Source organism: Flavobacterium sp. Root901 (assembly GCF_001429765.1).
In the GTDB taxonomy this organism is placed as follows: domain Bacteria; phylum Bacteroidota; class Bacteroidia; order Flavobacteriales; family Flavobacteriaceae; genus Flavobacterium.
The window spans coordinates 313,132-331,525 of the sequence record NZ_LMJB01000006.1; the positions used below are offsets into that span (position 1 = coordinate 313,132).

4 protein-coding genes and 3 pseudogenes are annotated in these 18,394 nt (G+C 38.7%); all 7 read left to right on the forward strand.

Translation table 11 applies throughout. The features are described from left to right. Positions 1-27: 27 nt before the first annotated feature. Complete coding sequence (gene rplI / locus ASE21_RS10830) at positions 28-468, forward strand: 50S ribosomal protein L9 (RefSeq protein ID WP_057122675.1); 441 nt, start codon at positions 28-30, stop codon at positions 466-468. Between the two features lie 99 nt (positions 469-567). Next, complete coding sequence (locus ASE21_RS10835; protein WP_057122676.1) at positions 568-3,762, forward strand: TonB-dependent receptor; 3,195 nt, start codon at positions 568-570, stop codon at positions 3,760-3,762. A gap of 108 nt (positions 3,763-3,870) precedes the next feature. Continuing rightward, positions 3,871-4,344: a DUF6495 family protein gene (locus ASE21_RS10840; protein WP_057122677.1), complete on the forward strand. Its 474-nt coding sequence runs from the start codon at positions 3,871-3,873 to the stop codon at positions 4,342-4,344. Between the two features lie 1,217 nt (positions 4,345-5,561). Further along, positions 5,562-12,412 (forward strand): annotated as a pseudogene (locus ASE21_RS22300) (hypothetical protein); the annotation flags it as partial. A 20-nt stretch (positions 12,413-12,432) separates the two neighbouring features. Further along, a pseudogene (locus ASE21_RS22305) lies at positions 12,433-13,310 on the forward strand (hypothetical protein); the annotation flags it as partial. A gap of 274 nt (positions 13,311-13,584) precedes the next feature. Continuing rightward, a pseudogene (locus tag ASE21_RS22310) lies at positions 13,585-15,205 on the forward strand (hypothetical protein); the annotation flags it as partial. 145 nt (positions 15,206-15,350) lie between these two features. Beyond that, complete coding sequence (locus ASE21_RS10855; RefSeq protein WP_057122680.1) at positions 15,351-18,365, forward strand: gliding motility-associated C-terminal domain-containing protein; 3,015 nt, start codon at positions 15,351-15,353, stop codon at positions 18,363-18,365. The last annotated feature ends 29 nt before the right edge of the window (positions 18,366-18,394 follow it).

Below are 18,394 nucleotides of genomic sequence, written 5' to 3' on the forward strand. Positions count from 1 at the left end.
TAACTTCTAAAATATAAGGACAACAACATGGAACTTATTTTAAAACAAGACGTACAAAACCTAGGATTTAAAGATGATGTAGTATCTGTAAAACCTGGTTACGGTCGTAACTATTTAATTCCTCAAGGTTTTGCTGCATTAGCAACTCCTTCTGCTAAAAAAGTTTTAGCTGAAAACCTAAAACAAAGAGCACATAAAGAAGCTAAAATTGTTGCTGATGCTAAAGCATTAGCTGATACATTAAAAGCTCTTGAAATTAAAATCACTGCAAAAGCTGGTGGAGAGAAACTTTTTGGTTCTGTTACAAATATCGATATTGCTGAAGCTTTAGAGAAATCTGGTAACACTATCGACAGAAAATTCATCACTAGCGGTATCGTAAAACGTACTGGAAAATATTCAGCTAGCATCCGTTTACACAGAGATGTTATTGTTGATTTGCCATACGAGATTATTGCAGAAAAATAACAGCTTGTTAACTTATTGTTAATAAAATATAAAAATCACTCTTAGGAGTGATTTTTTTTTACCTAATTTTGATAGTATAACTCACACAAAATCAGGAAAATGAAAAAAGTCTTTGCATTATTGCTTTGTTTGTGCGGTCTCACGGTCATTGGACAAACCACAACATCGAGTATTAAGGGTATTGTAAAAAGTTCTAAAAACGAACTTTTGCCGGGAGCAACCATTCTGGCGATACATACACCAACCGGATCAAAATATTCTTCTCTTTCAAATGAAGACGGAAGATTTAATATTTTGAATATGAGAATTGGAGGTCCATACAAAATCGTTGTTACTTTTGTAGGATATCAAAATCAGGAATATAATGATGTTTATCTTGATTTAGGAAAAGTATTTAATTTGGATGTTACTCTGGATGATGAAAGCCAGACTTTGGAAGAAGTTAAAGTAGTATCTAAAAATAAAGTTTTTCAAAGCGGGAGAACCGGCGCCGAAACTACAATTGGCCGAAGAGAATTAACCGCTTTGCCGACAATCTCAAGATCGGCTGAAGATTTTACACGTTTAGAGCCAACAGCAAGCGGTGGGTCTTTTGGTGGTCGAAATGATCAGTATAATAATTATTCTCTTAACGGAGCGATATTTAATAACCCTTTTGGACTGGATGCTGCGACTCCTGGCGGACAAACAAGTGCTCAGCCAATTTCACTGGATGCAATAGATCAGATTCAGGTGGCAACTGCACCTTATGATGTTACTTTGTCTGGTTTTACAGGTGCTTCTGTAAATGCGGTTACAAAATCAGGAACAAATGAGTTTCATGGAACAGCTTATGCTTTTTACAGAAATCAGGATTTGACAGGAAGCAAAATTAAAGGAGAAAAAATATTTGTTCCCTCTTTAGAACAAACTCAGGCGGGATTTAGTTTGGGTGCGCCCATTATTAAAGATAAACTGTTTATTTTTGGAAATTTTGAAATTGACAAAAGAACAGATTTAGGATCTAATTTCGTAGCCAATAATAATGACGGCGTAACAGGAATTAACGAATCAAGGGTTTTAGAGTCTGATCTTATAGCGGTTGCAAATGCTTTAATGAACTTAAAAGATGCCCAGGGAAATAATTTTAATTATAATCCGGGAGCTTATCAGGGATTTATTCATGAATCTAATTCTACAAAAGGAATTGTAAAACTGGATTGGAATATCAATGACAATCATAAACTGGCTTTGATTTATAACTGGCTGGATGCTTCAAAAGATAAACCGGCGCATCCTACGGCTTTAGGATTCAGAGGTCCAAATGCTTCAATTCTTCAGTTTCAAAATGCAGGATATCAGATTAATAATAAACTGAGCTCATTTTTATTGGAATTAAATTCAAAATTCAGTGAAAGTGTATCAAATAAACTTCAGGCAGGATATACTTATTTTAATGATTTTAGAGATCCGTTTTCATCACCGGCTCCTGTAATAAATATTCAGGATGGTGCGGGATCAAATTATATCATTGCAGGTCATGAACCCTTTTCTATCAACAATACCCTGAAACAAAAGGTAATTCAGATTACAGATAACCTGACTTATACCAGTGGTGATCATGCGTTTACTTTTGGTTCCTCTTTTGAAAAATTTAATTTTAAAAATTCCTTTAATTTAGGAGGATATGATAATTTTGGAAACCCTAATGGTTATGCGGGAACATTTTTTACACCGTATTTTACCACACAGGATTTCTTAGACGATGCCGCCAAGCCTTATGCAACCAGTATTATTGCTCAAAATATGCAATATGCAATAGACACTTACAATTCTAAACAAAATTATAAAGTAGGCGAAGATAAAGGCTGGAAACTGGCAGAGTTAAATGTAGGTCAATGGGCATTTTATGCGCAGGACGACTGGAGTATAACGGATGATTTTAAACTTTCTCTGGGACTGCGTGCTGATAAACCGCTATATTTTAATACAGATGAATTGATCCAAAAATATATTGATACAGATAACGGCGGCGCTGGAAGAGATAATAACATAGATTATTTTGACCCTGAAACCGGGAAGGCCGTAAAATTAATTTCGACAGATTTGCCAAGTGATAAGCTTTTGTGGTCTCCGAGAATTGGCTTTAATTGGGATGTTGCCGGGAGAGCAACTTCGCAGCTTCGCGGAGGATCAGGAATTTTTACCGGTCGAATTCCGTTTGTATGGTTAGGAAATCAGGTGAGTGGTGCTGATGACAGCTTTTTTCAGATTATGGATCCGGATTATAAATGGCCGCAGGTTTGGAGAACAAGTTTAGGATTTGACCATAAATTTGAAAGTAATTATATCCTGACATTGGATATATCTTATAACAAAGACATTAATGGCGTGCATGTGCAAAACTGGGGACTTAAAGATCCAACAGGAACTTTGGGCGGAGTTGATAACAGGTTAATATATGTTGCAGCAGATAAAGGAGCAAATAATGCTTATGTAATGACAAATTCTGATAAAGGATTTGCTTTTAATAGCTCAGTTAAAATTCAAAAGACTTTTGAGAATGGTTTTTATGCAAGTTTAGCTTATAATTACTTAGTATCTAAAGATGTGAACTCTATAGAAGCTGAAATTACAGGAGATGCATTTGCTTTTAATCCGGCATTAGGAAATGTAAATAAAGATGTGCTTTCTAATTCTAAATATGGCGATACATATCGTTTTATTGGTGTCGCATCAAAAAAATGGAAGTATGGAAGAGAAAAATGGGCTACAACTATCTCTACTTTCTTTGAATATGCTCAGGGAGGCCGTTTTAGCTATACTTATGGAGGAGATATAAATAATGACGGATCTGCAGTAAACGACCTGATTTATGTGCCTACAAAGGCAGAGATTGCTCAAATGACCTTTACCGGAGGAGCAGCGCAAGGTGAAGCATTTGATAAGTATATTGAGCAAGATGAATATTTGAGAGACAGGAGGGGGAATTATGCAGAGCGTTACGGTGCTATTTCGCCTTGGAGAGGGAAATGGGATCTTAAACTTTTGCAGGATTACAATTTCAGGGTGTCATCTGCTTCAGAGAAAAAAAATACAATTCAGTTTAGTGTAGATATTCTGAATGTTGGAAATTTAATTAATTCCGACTGGGGAGTTGTCCAGGTTCCTACCAGTGTACAGCCAATTGGTGTGACTGTTGCAGGAAATACCCCAACTTATACTTTTACAAATACCCAGACCAAAACATTCAGCTATGATGCCAGTTTGGTATCCAGATGGCAGATGCAATTTGGTGTCAGATATATTTTCTAACGGAGAAAAAAATATTGTAAATTTGCCCCCTCATTTAAGGGGGCTTTTTTTGTTTTAGATTAAAAATTTAAATAAAAAGCTGGTTAGGTTTAATTTGAAAAAATAATAATGAAATACGCAAGATTAACAAAAGAACAGTTTGATGAATTACACGCCGAATTTGCAAGCTTTTTAGCAACACAGGCGATTGATAAAGCTGAATGGGATACTCTTAAAATTAATAAACCTGAAGTTGCAGAACAGGAACTGGATGTTTTTTCAGATTTAATTTGGGAAGGTGTTTTGTCAAGAGCAGAATTTCTGGAGCATTTTTCTAAAAATCATATTTTTTTGTTTAAGTGTTTTGATACGTATGTTCAGTCAATTGTTTTGAAATCATTAGTTCCTGGAACTGATTTTTTGACTACAGAAGGTTTGCAATGGCTTAGTGATCATATGTTTACTGAAAATATAGAAATGAAAACTGGTAAAAAGGTATTTACTGACGAAAGAAATGCTTCTATTTTTGAGTTGATTAAGCAAGGAGCTTTTTTAAGTGACGGTCAATTATTTACACAAATTAATACAATTTTGGAATCTTAGTTGTAACAATCTCATTTTCAAAACTTTATTTGTAGAAAAAACGCTAATGTTAAATTGTTTTCCTTTTTTTAATATTTTAACATTTGTTCATACTTTTATTTTTTTTACTACCCGTATTTATACGTATCTATTTCGATATATTCAAAAAATTAAGCTTTCTACTGAGAATTGTTTGTTCAAGTGGTTTGTTAATCTAGAATTGTTAAATTTCAATCGTTTTAGATAAAATTTATGTGTTTATTTTCTTACATATTTATTTTTTAACATTAAAATCTTAAATTTTGTAAAAGCCTAAAAACGGGCTTTTTTTCTGAAAAAGCTCCGTTTTTTCTTATATTCCCGTGAATTTTTAAATTCTTACATTTTTAATCTTTAAAAAAAAATAAGAATTTTATACTTGTTTTATTACTTAGTTTTTTTTAATTTTAGAATAGAAAAGTTAAACAAAATGCTTTTTCAGCTTTTATGAATTATTAGCAGAAGAAATTTAGAAGTTTACATTTCAAAAATGCCAAGATGTAATATTGTAATTAAATCGACTTTTAAATAATAACCTTTAACCGCCTGCTTATGGAACTGACAATTACTTTCTTTATCGAGTTTGCATTAGGTCTTCATATTATTTCAGCCTTATTTTTTATTATTTTGAAGAAAGACAAACTTTTACATCGTTTTAATTTCCCTTCACTGAAAAGATACTTTTTGAAAAAGTTATCCATATTCAATTTTCATCATTTAAATTTTGGTCGACATTATTGTTGACGATGATGTTTTCTGCTAACTATTTTTATCAGACAAATCAATATTTAATTCATTCATTTTTGAGTTTTATTTAAATTGAAAATCACAGAAAGAGTAATCAACTTTTTGGTAAGATGAGTTAAATATTCAGCATACAAAATTTCTCCCCTCACACTTTAATTTCTCATTTGGAAATTATTTCAAACAGATCACTTCATTTGGAAGATTGATGCGGATCAGTATTCCCTAAAACGTACGGAATAAGTCTCTCTCAAAAAGAACAGACAGTTCTGATTTTACATAACTATTAATACACTAGAACAACAAATATTTTTAAAATTTAAACTATAACCTTTATGTACTAAGGATTTATTATAGGGTTTAACTAATTGATTTTTAACGTTTTTTTTAATTGTGTAAGCATACGTGCTTATTGCAACAGGTATTTTATTGTCCATTTTCTAATCTTCCAAATTATGAAAAAAAAATTTACTTTTTGTAGTCTCAACTTTCAGAAGAGATTATTAGGACTATTATTTTTATTCTTATTATGCACAAATGCATTCTCGCAGACTATTTGCAGACCTGTGTCTCAAACAAATAGCCAAGGCGGATTATTGTGTGTAGGATTAAATGTAGATAGTCCGGCCAACGCTTACGATAGCGCTGGCCTAACGACTTTTGCAACCCTGACAAATGCTGTTGGTGTGGGCTGTTTCGTTGAAGAAACACTGACCCTAAACCAGACAGCAAGAGCAGGTGACCAGATCGCAATTTATTTTGGTACAGGAAACGGTTTGTTAGATGTTGGATTATTATCCAATGTATCTCTTCAAGCCAAACTTTCCGGCACCAATGTAGGTTCGGCAGTGCCTTTAAATAGTCCGCTCCTGAATCTAAATCTGCTGTCAGGTAACACAGTTGCCGTTGCAAAATATACCTTAACAGGTGATGCTAATCAGGTTCAGATTCAGGTTGGCGGACTTCTAAGTTTGTTAGTCAGCTTAAGAGTTTATGACGTTCGATTAGAATTTGCCCAGCCAGTCGTAACAGGTGGTTTATCTCAAACGGTTTGTTCAGGATCAACCACAAATCTCACAGCGACTCCAGCCGCAGGAACGACATTGGCATGGTATAGCTCAGCAGCGTCAACAACTCCGCTGGCATCAGGAAACACTTTTACAACTCCAGCGTTGACAGCTACAACTACTTATTATATAGGTATTTCGAGAGTTGCAGGATGCGAAGGTAATGTTCGTGTGCCTGTAGTTTTGAATGTTTCAAATCCTCTTGCACCGGCAGTTAATAATGCCGGCACTTCTATTTGTTCTGCAGGAGCAACTCAACAAACGACTTTAACACTTTTAAATCCTATTCCGGGTACTACTTATTCCTGGTATTCGGTTCCGGTTGGAGGAACAGCTCTGACAACAGGAACAACATATTCACCAACAGTTCCGCTGGGCACTACAAGTTTTTATGTAGAAGGTACAATTGGAAGTTGTATAAGCCCGACTCGTACTCAGGTAAATGTTGTTTCAACAGCTGTGCCCGCCACACCTACGGTTTTAACGCAGAGTGTTACTATTCAGTCAGGTCAGAATGCTACTCTTAATGCGACAACTTCTGAAGTTGGTGCTCAATTAAATTGGTATGATACTGCTGTGGGAGGGATTCCGGTTGCAGCCAATACACCAACTTTTACAACACCAATTTTAACAGCTACAAAAACATATTATGTGGAGGCACAAAGTCCAAATGGAAGTTGTGTCAGTGCGGCAAGAGTTCCTGTTACAGTTACGGTTCAGCCGGCTGCTTTAGGTGGATGTCTTGAAGCAAGCAGCCAGCAGACAACTCAAAATGGTTTATGCTTATTATGTAGTTCTACAAATCCAAATAATTCTGTAGATGGAAATACAGCAACAGCAGCAAGACTTACCGTTCCTGTTGGATTAATTAACGGCTGGGTTCAGCAGACATTACAATTTACTAATCCAGGTAAAGCCGGAGATATTATAGATGTTGAATTAGAGTTACCAGGCGGATTAGCCGATCTTTCCTTATTAGGAGCTGTGAGCTTGGCAACTTATAATGGAGCAACTTATAATAATGACAGAGTTTCAATTAATAATCCTCTCATCACTTTACAATTATTAAGCGGAGATCGTTTTAGAGCAAGTGTCGTTGCAGGAGCAAACTTCGATCGTGTAGAAATTCGATTAGGAGGTTTAGCAACTGTATTGACAAATTTAGATATTTATCAGGCCGCTTACCGATACAAAGCACCTGTAATTTCAGGAAACACTACTATTTGCAGCGGACAAACTACAACATTAACCGCAGCTCTTGCAGTTGGTGAAACGGTTAATTGGTATAGTGCAGCAACAGGTGGAACTTCTTTGGCTTCTACAGCAGCATTTACAACGCCGGCTTTAACAGCAGCAACTACTTATTATGTTGAAATAACAAGAAATGGCTGTGTTAATAGTGAACGAAATCCGGTTCAGGTTTTAGTAGATACTCCTGTGCTGCCTGTAGTAACTGCAGCACCCTCTACAATTTGTAACGGGCAAACAGCAACATTAACTGTTCAGGCTCCAGTCGTTGGTACAACCTATAATTGGTATGATGCTCCAACTGGAGGAAACTTATTGTCTACAGGAACATCGTTTACAACTCCAGCTTTAACAGCCAATACAGATTATTATGTTGAGGCAGTTGTTGGAAATTGTTCAACGCCAACACGTACTGCGGTAAATCTTACTGTAAGTCCGCTTCCGGCTGTGCCATCTTTTGCATCAACAGATGTTATTATACAATCCGGGCAAACAGTAGCATTGGCAGTTTCTAATCCAGTTGCAGGTGTAGGTTACAATTGGTATGATGTTTCTACAGGCGGTATAGCAGTAGCGACAAATACAACTAGTTATACACCAACTCCTGTTTTGACTGCTAATAAAACATATTATGTTGAAGCAGTAGATTTAACAACGGGCTGTATAAATCCAGTTAGGGGAGTTATTAATGTTATTGTAATAAATAATATTAGTACATGTTTACAGGCAGGTACTCAAATAACAACTACAGATGGTTTATTATGTGCTTTATGTACTTCTACTAATCCAAATAATTCTGTAGATGGTGATATAAATACTTATGCAGAACTTACTGTACCGCTTGGTGTTGGTGCTTACATTCAGCAGCAATTAGTATTTGCGACACCGGGACAGACAGGAGATATAATCGATGTTGAATTAGAACTTCCCGGCGGTCTGGCTGATCTTAATTTATTAGGATCTGTTAGTCTGGCAACTTATAATGGAGGGGTTTATAATAATGACAGGGTTCCGGTTACAAGTAATTTATTGAATCTTCAGGTGCTGTCAGGAAATAAATTTAAAGCAAGTTTTACTGCATCAGCTCCTTTTGACAGGGTTGAGGTTAGATTAGGAGGCTTGGCCGCAGCATTAACTAATTTATATATTTATGCTGCTTCTTACAGATTTCCAAATGCAGTAATTACGGGAGCTTCAGCATCAATTTGTTCAGGACAGACAGCTTCTCTAACAGCTTCATCTACAGGAACAGAAACTTTTACCTGGTATAATGCTCCTACAGGAGGAAGCATTGTGGCAGTTAATCCAACAGCTCCATTAACTTCTACTACAACTTATTATTTAGAAGGAACTCGTGGAGGAACTTGTATCAATAGTTTACGTCAGGCAGTTACAGTTACAGTATTGCCAATTCCAACCGATACAGATGTTATAATAACTACACCAGTAGAGGCTAGTTGTACCGGAGATGCCGTATTAACACCAACATCAACTACAATTGCCGGAGCTGCGTTTAGATATTATACAGATCAGAATAAAACGCAGGAAATTTTAACGGGAACAACCGTGGCAGGTCAGCCAGGTGTAACATTTACAAAAGACGCTGTAACAGGAGCGCTTACTATAGCAGGTTTAAATGCTTCGGGAACTCCATACAATTATTATGTTTCGATTTTAAATGGCGGAACCTGCGAAAATGTAAATGGAACATTAAAACAAGTTACTGTTAACTTCCCTTCAACTACTATTTTAAATGTAAATGCTGCATTGGCAGGCTGTGGAAGTGCTAATTTAAGAAACGCTATAACTAATTTTGATTCTACAGGAAATACAACTTATACTTTCTATGATCCGTCAAATAATGTTATAACTTCAGATGAAGCGGCTAATATTACCGTAAGCGGAACTTATTCAATTCTTGCTCAGCAAAATGGTCTTACTTGTCCTTCAGTTCAGCAATCTGTAGCGGTAACAATTAATGCTTTGCCAAGTTTGGTGGTAACAAATCCATCAGAATCAGTAAATATTGGTTCAAATGTAACCCTTACAGCTGTTTCGACCGGAACAATTTCATGGTTTGATCCTCAGGGAAATGCTTTAATAGGACCAACATTTACAACAGGGGTTTTAAATACTCCGGGAGTTTATACGTATACAGTGGTTGCCAGTGACGGAATTTGTACGTCAACTGCAACAAAAGTAATTAATGTAATTGACCTTAGTAATTGTCAATCATTATCAGAAAGAGTATATGCAACCGCACAAACATCCGGATCAATAGTTACCGGAACTGTTACAGACGGCGCAAATGCTGTCGATGGAAATCCACAAACATTCTCTACAATTACAACAGGTTTAGGACTTTTAGGAGTTGGTACAACCTGGCAGAATTTGACCTGGCCGGCAGTAATTACCAAAGGCACACCGGTAACTATTAAATTAGGTTCAGAATCCAGTTTATTAGCGGTTGGTCAGAATTTATCAGTAATTGGAACTATTGGTGGAGTTGATATTGGAACTATGCAGTCAGTATCTGGTTCATTATTAAATCTAATTTCAGGAGACAATACTTATGAATTTACTTTTGTTCCTTCAGATGCGTCAGGTCCGCAGGATTATGATGGAATCCGTATCCAGTCAGCATCAGTATTAAGTGTGGCACAAAATACAAAAGTATTCGATGCACATTATAACAGATCAGTTTCAAGTGTAGCTTGTACGCCGGGAGATATTCGTGATATTTTCTACGGTGCAACAGACTTGGGACTTCCTGTTGGAGCTGTAACGGCTGCAGTAGGAGTAAGCGATGCGTGGAACATAGCAGATAACGATATCACAACATTTGCAACAATGTATAGCGGAGCCGGAGTTTTGGCCGCCGCTGATTTAACCGTGGAATTCAAAACTCCATCAGTTGTAAGTGATACGTTAAGAATTGTAATCTCAAAACCAGGAACACTTTTAGATGTGAATTTATTAACTGGATTTACAATTCAGCGTTACTTAGGAAACGTTGCAGTTGGAGCTCCAATTCAAAATAACAGCTCATTATTAAGTTTAAGATTATTGCCTGGAAATTCAATGGCGGTGGCTCTTGTTTCTTCACCAACAGAAGTGTATGACAGAGTTAGAATTCGTTTTGGAGGAGTTGCGGGAGTATTAGATTTCTTAAGAGTTCATACCGTAGAAAGAGTAGCAAATACTACCGTAATAGGCGCCGATCCAGACAATAAAATTACGGTCTGCCCCGGAACAGATATTACGCTGCAGATACCCGAAGAGGCCTGTTCTACTTATATTTGGTATGATGCGCCAACAGGCGGTACTGCACTTACTACAGGAATTACTTATACTGTACCAGCAAATTTAACAGCAGGAATTTATAAATATTATGTTCAGCCGGTACGTTATGGCTGTGAAACTTTTGCCAGAGGAGAGGTAACTGTTGAAATTAAAGCTTCTGCTCCGGTAAATGCTCTGACAAACATTACTTTAAACGGAGGAACTGACACTTCAATTTGTTCTCCATCCGGAACTGTAACTTTAGCAACAAGCTTAAGCGGAACTCCTGTAGTAACAAATCCTGTTTATTACTGGTACAGCTTTAATGGAACTGCCAGCCAGTTAATCCCTGGTGAAACAACTTCACAATTAATAATAAATGGATTAGCTCCAGGAACTTACACTTATTATGTAGGAGTTAGCGGAGACCAGTTTTGTGAAACTGCAGCAGCGGACAGAAAACAAATTACCTTTACTATTCTGCCTCCGTCAACTGTAAATGATATTTTAGTTGATGATTTAACGGTTTGCCACAGCGTTCCGGCGTCATTAACCCCAACAGCACCATCATTAATAAATCCAGTATTTACATGGTATTTAGATGCAGCTAAAACACAACCGATAACTAATGGTTCGGTTATAGCGGGAGTTACTTATACAGTTGATGCAGCTGGCGTTTTAACCGCTGTAGGATTAACAAAAGCAATAAGCCCAATTACATATTATGTGGCTGTTGCTAGTGATAATACCTGCGAAAATCTTGCAGGAACATTGCAGGATGCTGTAATTATTATAAGCGATCCAAATACACCAACCACAACAGATACAACGCAAGATTTCTGTTTAATTGATACACCAACTATTGCAAGTATTCAGATAAATGAATCAAATGTGGTTTGGTATAATGTTCCAACAGGTGGAACAGCATTAGCATCAACAACTTCTCTAATTACAGGTACTTACTACGCAGCTGCTACAGATGCAGTTACAGGTTGTGAAAGCAGTGTAAGATTAGCGATTGCCGTAAACGTAACAGATGCTGGAACACCAACTACAACAGATACAACGCAAGATTTCTGTTTAATTGATGCGCCAACTGTTGCAAGCATTCAGGTAAATACACCAGCGGGAGGAACTATAGTTTGGTACAATGCGGCGACAGGCGGAACAGCGATTCCAGCAGCAACAGCATTAGCGACAGGAACTTACTACGCTTCAATTTTAAACGGAACTACAAACTGTGAAAGTGCAGTAAGATTAGCGATTGCCGTAACCGTAACAGATCCTGGAACACCAACTACAACAGATACAACACAAGATTTCTGTTTAATTGATGCCCCAACCGTTGCAAGCATTCAGGTAAACACACCAGCGGGAGGAACGATTGTTTGGTATAATGCCGCAACAGGCGGAACAGTGATTCCTGCAGCAACAGCATTAGCCACAGGAACTTACTACGCTTCTATTTTAAACGGAACTACAAACTGTGAAAGTGCAGTAAGATTAGTAATTGCGGTAAACGTAACAGACCCTGGAACACCAACAACGACAGATACAACACAAGATTTCTGTTTAATTGATGCGCCGACCGTTGCCAATATTCAGGTAAACACACCAGCAGGAGGAACGATTGTTTGGTATAATGCAGCAACAGGCGGAACAGCGATTCCAACGACAACAGCATTAGCGACAGGAACTTACTACGCTTCNCACACCAGCAGGAGGAACGATTGTTTGGTATAATGCAGCAACAGGCGGAACAGCGATTCCAACGACAACAGCATTAGCGACAGGAACTTACTACGCTTCCATTTTAAACGGAACAACAAACTGTGAAAGTGTAGTAAGATTAGCGATTGCGGTAAACGTAACTGATCCTGGAACACCAACCACAACAGATACCACTCAGGATTTCTGTCTAGTTAATGCTCCGACAGTTGCGAACATTCAGGTAAATGAATCGAATGTAGTTTGGTATAGTACAGCGACAGGCGGAACAGCAATTACTCCGGCTACAGCTCTAACAAGCGGAACGTATTATGCAGCCATTCTTGATCCGACAACAAACTGCGAAAGCAGTGTTAGATTAGCAATTGCGGTAAACGTAACAGATCCGGGAACACCAACTACAACAGATACAACACAAGATTTCTGTTTAGTTGATGCCCCAACAGTTGCGAACATTCAGGTAAACACACCAGCAGGAGGAACAATAGTTTGGTATAATGCAGCAACAGGCGGAACAGCGATTCCAGCAGCAACAGCATTAGCTACAGGAACATATTACGCAGCCATTCTTGATCCGACAACAAACTGCGAAAGCAGTGTTAGATTAGCGATTGCGGTAAACGTAACGGATCCTGGAACACCAACAACGACAGATACCACACAAGATTTCTGTTTAGTTGATGCGCCAACTGTTGCAAGCATTCAGGTAAACACATCAGCGGGAGGAACTATAGTTTGGTACAATGCAGCGACAGGCGGAACAGCGATTCCAACGACAACAGCATTAGCGACAGGAACTTACTACGCTTCCATTTTAAACGGAACAACAAACTGTGAAAGTGCAGTAAGATTAGCAATTGCAGTAAGCGTGACTGATCCNACAGGCGGAACAGCGATTCCAACGACAACAGCATTAGCGACAGGAACTTACTACGCTTCCATTTTAAACGGAACAACAAACTGTGAAAGTGCAGTAAGATTAGCAATTGCAGTAAGCGTGACTGATCCGGGGACACCAACTACAACAGATACCACACAAGATTTCTGTTTAGTTAATGCTCCGACAGTTGCGAACATTCAGGTAAATGAATCGAATGTAGTTTGGTATAGTACAGCCACAGGCGGAACAACAGTTCCATCAACAACAGCCTTGGTGACAGGCACCTATTATGCAGCCATTCTTGATCCGACAACAAACTGCGAAAGCAGCGTTAGATTAGCAATTGCGGTAAACGTAACGGATCCGGGAACACCAACCACAACAGATACAACACAAGAATTCTGTTTAATTGATGCCCCAACCGTTGCCGATATTCAGGTAAACACACCAGCGGGAGGAACGATTGTTTGGTATAATGCAGCAACAGGCGGAACAGCGATTCCGGCAGCAACAGCATTGGCGACAGGAACATATTATGCTTCCATTTTAAACGGAACCACAAATTGTGAAAGCGCAGTAAGATTATCGATTGCCGTAAACGTAACAGATCCTGGGACACCAACAACGACAGATACCACACAAGATTTCTGTTTAATTGATGCGCCGACCGTTGCAAGCATTCAGGTAAACACACCAGCAGGAGGAACGATTGTTTGGTATAATGCAGCAACAGGCGGAACAGCGATTCCGGCAGCAACTGCATTGGCAACAGGAACTTACTACGCTTCCATTTTAAGCGGAACTACAAACTGTGAAAACAGTGTTAGATTAGCAATTGCCGTAAACGTAACGGATCCTGGAACACCAACCACAACAGATACAACACAAGATTTCTGTTTAATTGATGCGCCGACAGTTGCGAACATTCAGGTAAACACACCAGCGGGAGGAACTATAGTTTGGTACAATGCCGTAACAGGCGGAACAGCGATTCTATCAGCAACAGCATTGGCGACAGGAACTTACTACGCTTCTATTTTAAACGGAACTACAAACTGTGAAAGCAGCGTTAGATTAGCAATTGCCGTAAACGTAACCGATCCGGGGACACCAACAACGACAGATACAACACAAGATTTCTGTTTAGTTAATGCTCCGACAGTTGCGAACATTCAGGTAAATGAATCGAATGTAGTTTGGTATAGTACAGCGACAGGCGGAACAGCAATTGCTCCGGCTACAGCTCTAACAAGCGGAACGTATTATGCAGCAATTCTTGATCCAACAACAAACTGCGAAAGTGCAGTAAGATTAGCAATTGCCGCAGCAACAGGCGGAACAGCGATTCCAACGACAACAGCATTAGCGACAGGAACTTACTACGCTTCCATTTTAAACGGAACAACAAACTGTGAAAGTGCAGTAAGATTAGCAATTGCAGTAAGCGTGACTGATCCGGGGACACCAACTACAACAGATACTACACAAGATTTCTGTTTAATTGATGCGCCGACCGTTGCAAACATTCAGGTAAATGAATCGAATGTAGTTTGGTACAGTACAGCCACAGGCGGAACAGCAATTGCTCGGGCAACAGCTTTAACAAACGGAACGTATTATGCAGCAATTCTTGATCCAGCGACAAACTGCGAAAGCAGTGTTAGATTAGCAATTGCCGTAAATGTAACGGATCCTGGAACACCAACAACGACAGATACAACACAAGATTTCTGTCTAGTTAATGCGCCGACAGTTGCGAACATTCAGATAAATGAATCGAATGTAGTTTGGTATAATACAGCGACAGGCGGAACAGCAATTGCTCCGGCTACAGCTCTAACAAGCGGAACGTATTATGCAGCAATTCTTGATCCAACAACAAACTGCGAAAGTGNGCTACAGCTCTAACAAGCGGAACGTATTATGCAGCAATTCTTGATCCAACAACAAACTGCGAAAGTGCAGTAAGATTAGCAATTGCCGTAAACGTAACGGATCCTGGAACACCAACCACAACAGATACCACACAAGATTTCTGTTTGGTTGATGCGTCTACCGTTGCCGATATTCAGGTAAATACGCCAGCAGTTGGAACGATTGTTTGGTATAATGCAGCGACAGGCGGAACAGCGATTCCAGCAGCAACAACATTAGCTACAGGAACTTACTATGCTTCTATTTTAAATGGAACTACAAACTGTGAAAGTGCAGTAAGATTAGCAATTGCAGTAAGCGTGACTGATCCGGGGACACCAACAACGACAGATACAACACAAGATTTCTGTTTAATTGATGCTCCAACTGTTGCGAACATTCAGGTAAATGAATCGAATGTAGTTTGGTATAGTACAACAACAGGCGGAACAGCAATTGCTCCCGCTACAGCTCTAACAAGCGGAACGTATTATGCAGCAATTCTTGATCCAGCGACAAACTGTGAAAGTGCAGTAAGATTAGCGATTGCCGTAACTGTAACAGATCCTGGAACACCAACAACTACAGATGCAACACAAGATTTCTGTTTAATTGATGCGCCGACAGTTGCGAACATTCAGGTAAATACACCAGCGGGAGGAACGATTGTTTGGTATAATGCAGCAACAGGGGGAACAGCGATTCCAACGACAACAGCATTAGCCACAGGAACTTACTACGCTTCTATTTTAAACGGAACTACAAACTGTGAAAGCAGTGTAAGATTAGCGATTGCGGTAAACGTAACGGATCCTGGAACACCAACTACAACAGATACAACACAAGATTTCTGTTTAATTGATGCGCCGACCATTGCAAGCATTCAGGTAAATACACCAGCGGGAGGAACAATAGTTTGGTACAATGCAGCGACAGGCGGAACAGCAATTGCTCCGGCTACAGTTTTAACAAACGGAACGTATTATGCAGCAATTCTTAATCCGACAACAAACTGTGAAAGCGCAGTAAGATTAGCAATTGCAGTAAGCGTGACTGATCCGGGAACACCAACAACGACAGATACCACACAAGACTTCTGTTTAGTTAATGCTCCGACAGTTGCAAACATTCAGGTAAATGAATCGAATGTAGTTTGGTACAGTACAGCCACAGGCGGAACAGCAATTGCTCCGGCTACAGCTCTTACAAATGGAACTTATTATGCCGCGATTTTAGACCCTGCAGCAAACTGTGAAAGCGCAGTAAGATTAGCGATTGCAGTAACTGTAACCGACCCTGCTACACCAACTACTACAGATGCAACACAGACTTTCTGTTCTGGAAATGCACCTACAGTGGCTAATATTCAGGTAAATGAATCAAATGTAGTTTGGTACAGCACTGCAACAGGCGGAACAGCAATTCCGGCAGCAACAGCTTTGGCTACAGGTAATTATTATGGAGCAGTTAAAGATCCGGTAACAGGATGTGAAAGCAGTGTAAGATTATTAGTTGCGGTTACAGTTGGTAACACAGTTAATCCGACCACTACAAATGCTGCACAAAGCTTCTGTTCAACAACTTCACCAACAATTGCAGATATTCAGGTAAATGAAAGCAATGTAACCTGGTTTAGTACAGCAACAGGCGGAACAGCAATTCCGGCATCTACAGCATTAATGTCTGGTATTTACTATGGAAATATTGTAGATCCTGCAACAGGTTGTGAAAGTTCAACTCGCTTACAAGTTACAGTTACAGTAACAGATCCGAGTCCAACACCAACTACAACAGATACTACGCAGGATTTCTGTTCAATAAATACCCCTACAGTGGCTAATATTCAGGTAAATGAAGCGAATGTAATTTGGTATTCTTCTGCTACAGGCGGAACAGCAATTCCGGCAGCAACGCCATTAACTTCCGGTACATATTATGGAGCTGTGGCAAGTGCTATAAATTGTGAGAATCCGTCAAGATTAGCAGTTGTAGTAAATGTAAATACTCCGGGAGTAATTACAACGCCAAGTACAACGCAGACATTCTGCTTGTCTAAACTGCCAACAATAGCTGAGATCCTGGTTAATGAACCAAATGTTGTTTTCTATACTGCTGCAACAGGTGGAACACCACTTCCGGCAGGAACATTATTAACAGCAGGAACATATTATGCAGCCGCACTTGCTAATACAACTAACGGTTGTGAAAGTGCCGCAAGATTAGGCATTACAATTGTCTTTGAAAATGATGCTTTAGTTCAGCTTACTACTACAGACGACACACCATGTGTTTTCCAGGGAGTAACATATTCTATCGCAAACGGAAAATCAAATTATGTTTGGTCAGTTACTAACGGAACAATAATTTCCGGAGGCGGAACTGCAGATGGTTCAGCAACAATTTCATGGTCAGATATCGGACTAGGCAGAGTTGAGGTTACTTATACTAATAATTGTGATGAAACAACAACTAAATTCCTAAATGTAACAGTTGCAACTTGTTCTGACTTAACAATTACAAATGTAGTTGACAACCCGGCACCTAATTTTGGTGACAATGTAACATTCACCATTACAGTAAATAATGTTGGTGAAGGTGGTTTCATAAATACATTAGTTAGTAATTTATTGCCAACAGGATACGATTTAGTAAGCTCTAATACATCAGTAGGTACTTATGATCCGGCAACAGGTCTTTGGACAATTCCAACTCTGCCTGCAGGACAAAGTGTGACATTAACCATCGTTGCAGAAGTGCTTTCAAGTGGAAATTATTTAACTGTTGCTACAATCGAAAACTCAACGCCGTTAGATGTTGATGCAACAAATAATTCAGCTTCAGCTTCTGTTGAACCAGTTTGTTTGACAGTTTACAATGAGTTCACACCAAATAATGATGGCGCGAATGATCTGTTTAGAATTGATTGTATAGAGACATATCCAAACAACGAGTTGAAAGTTTTTAACAGATACGGTGCATTAGTGTACAGCAAAGCACACTATGAAAACGATTGGGACGGAACTGCAAATGTATCCGGAGTAGTTAATAGAGGAGATATGCTGCCAACAGGTACTTATTTTTATGTGATTACCATTGGAGATGGAACGGTTAAAAAAGGATGGTTATCAATCATGAGATAACATTCTATTAATCATCTAATTAATTAAAC

Bases quoted from the DNA above. Each gene is read 5' to 3' on its own strand.
- rplI (WP_057122675.1), top strand. From the start codon at position 28: ATGGAACTTATTTTAAAACAAGACGTACAAAACCTAGGATTTAAAGAT.
- ASE21_RS10840 (WP_057122677.1), top strand. From the start codon at position 3,871: ATGAAATACGCAAGATTAACAAAAGAACAGTTTGATGAATTACACGCC.
- ASE21_RS10835 (WP_057122676.1), top strand. From the start codon at position 568: ATGAAAAAAGTCTTTGCATTATTGCTTTGTTTGTGCGGTCTCACGGTC.